The organism is Streptomyces sp. NPDC006430, assembly GCF_040612395.1.
In the GTDB taxonomy this organism is placed as follows: Bacteria; Actinomycetota; Actinomycetes; order Streptomycetales; family Streptomycetaceae; genus Streptomyces.
Map to the genome: position 1 here is coordinate 1 of NZ_JBEXQA010000090.1, position 3,161 is coordinate 3,161.

4 protein-coding genes are annotated in these 3,161 nt (G+C 71.8%); 3 read left to right on the top strand and 1 reads right to left on the bottom strand.

The genetic code is table 11. From position 1 onward, the window contains the following. A partial coding sequence (locus ABZZ20_RS36615; protein WP_356877348.1) for an adenosylhomocysteinase occupies positions 1–85 on the top strand: 85 nt, incomplete at its 5' end. A 109-nt stretch (positions 86–194) separates the two neighbouring features. Continuing rightward, complete coding sequence (locus tag ABZZ20_RS36620; protein WP_356877343.1) at positions 195–812, top strand: hypothetical protein; 618 nt, start codon at positions 195–197, stop codon at positions 810–812. A gap of 10 nt (positions 813–822) precedes the next feature. Here the strand turns inward: ABZZ20_RS36620 and ABZZ20_RS36625 are convergent, their stop codons facing one another. Beyond that, complete coding sequence (locus tag ABZZ20_RS36625) at positions 823–1,728, bottom strand: RDD family protein (protein ID WP_356877345.1); 906 nt, start codon at positions 1,726–1,728, stop codon at positions 823–825. A 111-nt stretch (positions 1,729–1,839) separates the two neighbouring features. Here ABZZ20_RS36625 and ABZZ20_RS36630 point away from each other — a divergent pair, with 111 nt between their 5' ends. Further along, positions 1,840–2,847 (top strand): stage II sporulation protein M, encoded by a 1,008-nt coding sequence (locus ABZZ20_RS36630; RefSeq protein ID WP_356877347.1) that lies wholly within the window; start codon positions 1,840–1,842, stop codon positions 2,845–2,847. The last annotated feature ends 314 nt before the right edge of the window (positions 2,848–3,161 follow it).

A 3,161-nucleotide genomic window follows, 5' to 3' on the forward strand; every position in this document is an offset into this window, starting at 1 on the left:
GCTCACCACGCTCCGCCCGGAGCAGGCCGCCTACATCGGCGTCAAGGTCGAGGGCCCGTACAAGCCGGACCACTACCGCTACTGATCCGCTACCGATCCCCGCGGATCCACAGCACCGAGCCAGGCCCCCGGCACCCGTGCCGGGGGCCTGCCCCGTACGCACGCACCACGCCAGCCAGCAAGGACCACAGCCCATGCCCCGTGGCCGCTACTCGCTCCACGACCCGCACGACCACACCCCCCTCGGCGAGGAGCACTTCCACTGCGCGCCCGGCCCCTCCGGATGGCGCTACGTCTCCCAGCTGACCGGCCCCGACGGAGAACACCGTGGCTCGGTCGACCTGGCGATCGACGAACTAGGCCGTCCCATCCGCCTCGAAGCGAACGCCTCCAGCTGGCAGGTCCGCGGAGCCGCCATCGACGGCGTCACCTGGGTCCGCTCCGACCCCACCGGCACCGAGGCCACCGAGGGCAACGCCCGTGCCGCGGGCTTCACCGGCACCTCACCGGCCTTCCTCATCGCGACGGCCCGTCTGCTGCGCCTGACCCCCGGCGCGCCCGCCACCCGGGTCCGGCTCGTGGCCCTCACCGACCCGGTGCTGGCGCCCCGTACGGTCGACCAGGCCTGGGCGCTGCTGGCGCGCGCGCAGCACGCGACGCCCAGCGGCCCGCTGGTCGTGGATGAGTACCGGATCAGCGCCCTGGACACCGGAGAGGTCCACACGGTCCACCTGGCCGGGGACGTGGTCCTCTCGGCCCCCGGCATCGAGCTCGAACACCTGGAGAGCCCGCCCTCCACCTTCGAGGCCTAGCCTGCGCCGCTCAGGCGGGCGGAGCGAACCCGGTCCGCCGTACGGGCTCGACGGGCTCGACGGGCACGACGGGCACGACGGGAACGGAAGCCTGCGGAACGACGGGCATCACCGGCACCGGGACCGGCACCGGCACCGGCGCAGCGGGAGCGCCACCGGGCACGGGCCCGGCACCGAACGCCCGAGCGGCATCCCGCGCCTGCCGCTCGTGCACCACCGCCATCAGGAAGGCGGCAGCCGGGACCCCCACCGGCGCAGGCGCCCCCGTACGGGCCACCAGGTCGTCCGCGAGCTTCGCCGCCATCGAGGCACCCACCTGCGGATCCAGCTGGTTCATCCGCGTCAGGTACTGCCGTATCGCCAGCCACAGCCCGTCCGGCACCGCCGACAGGTCCAGCCCGGAGAACCGCCCGGCCAGCCACGGCGGCGGCGGGGGCACCGGCATCACACGCGCCCCCGGCACCCGCTCCCGGACGACCAGCGTCCCCGCGAACACGTCCCCGAGCCGTCGGCCCCGCGCCGAGACCAGCGAGGCGATGCAGGCCACGGCCCCGAAGGTGCCCAGCAGTTCCACGACGCCCAGCGCCCCGCGCACCAGCGCGTGCCGGAACCGGATCGGCCCACCGTCGTCGCGCACCACCCGCAGTCCGCAGGCGAGTTTGCCGAGCGAGCGTCCGTGGGTCAGCGTCTCCACCGCGATGGGGACCCCGACCAGCAGCAGGAGGAAGCCGGCCACTGCCACGGCCGCCTGTGCGGCCCCGTCCAGCGAGGCGGTCGCGAAGGCCAGCCCGATGGAGATGAGCAGGTAGCCCGTGAGGTAGACCACGAGGTCGAGGACGATCGCCAGAGACCGGCTCGGAAGTCTGGCCGGCCGCAAACCCAGGACGACCGCGTCCCCCGTCACAAGATCGCTCACCCTGCACACCTTTCCCGTGACCGGACCCGCCCCTTTGCCGTCCAGTCTGCCAAGCTGACCACGGTAGGAGTAAGCAGAAGCAGGGTCCTGGGGCAGGGGAGCGGTAACCGGATGGATCTCGACGTCTTCGTGACGGCCCACCGGGCGGAGTGGGACCGCCTGGAACAGCTCCTGGGCCGGGGCCGCCGACTGACCGGCACCGAGGCGGACGAACTGGTCGCGCTCTACCAGCGGACCTCCACCCACCTCTCCTTCCTCCAGTCCAGCGCCCCCGACCCCGTTCTCACGGGCCGCCTGACCCAGCTCGTCGCGCGCGCCCGCGCCACCGTGACGGGCGCCCGCCGCGCGGGCTGGCGCGACGCCGCCCGCTTCTTCACCGTCGGCTTCCCGGCCGCCGTCTACCGCAGCCGCCGCTGGTGGATACCGACCGCGCTGCTCTCCACCGCGGTCGGCGTCCTCATCGGCTGGTGGATAGCCACCCACCCGGAGGTCCAGGGCGCCGTCGCGGCGCCGGAGCAGCTGAAGGCGCTCACGGAGCCCGGCGGCGGGTACGAGACGTACTACTCCAGTCATCCCGCGGCGTCGTTCGCGGCCCAGGTCTGGACGAACAATGCCCAGGCGGCCGCGGTGTGCCTGGTCCTGGGCGCGTTCCTGGGGATCCCGGTGCTCTGGATCCTCTTCCTGAACATGGCCAATCTCGGGGTCGGTATCGGTCTGATGGCCTCCGCGGGCCGCCTCGACGTCTTCCTCGGCCTGATCCTGCCGCACGGCCTGCTCGAACTGACGGCGGTCTTCGTCGCCGCGGGCACCGGCCTCAGCCTCGGCTGGACGGTGATCGACCCGGGCCCGCGCACCCGCCGCGCCGCCCTCGCAGAACAGGGCCGCGCCGCCCTGGGCATGGCGATCGGCCTGGCGGTGGTGCTCTTCGTATCGGGCCTGATCGAGGGCTTCGTGACCCCTTCCGGCCTCCCGACCTGGGCCCGCATCGCGATCGGCGTCGTCGCCGAAGCCGCCTTCCTGGTCTACGTCTACGTCCTGGGCGGCCGTGCTGCGCGCGCAGGTGAGGTGGGCGACGTGGAGGCCGCCGACCGGACGGCCACGCTGCCGACGGCCGCCTGATGTGCGGACGACGCCGCTGAGCTGCTAGTCTCCTCGTCGTCCCGCAGCGACTGTTGACACGGTCGCGGTGTGGAGGTAGATTCGAACGGTTGCCTCGAACTGGACAAGTTCGGTAGTGATGGTTTAGAATCACTACCGTCCCCACAGGAATCGAATTCCATCGGGACGCAATCGACTCCTCATTCAGGAATCCGAAGCCGGGAAATCCGGTGGAAAACTTCTGATAGAGTCGGAATCGCCGGAAAGGGAAACGCGAAAGCGAAGACCTGGAAAGCGAAACCCGCTTCGACCGGGAATCGGACACGAAAGAGTCT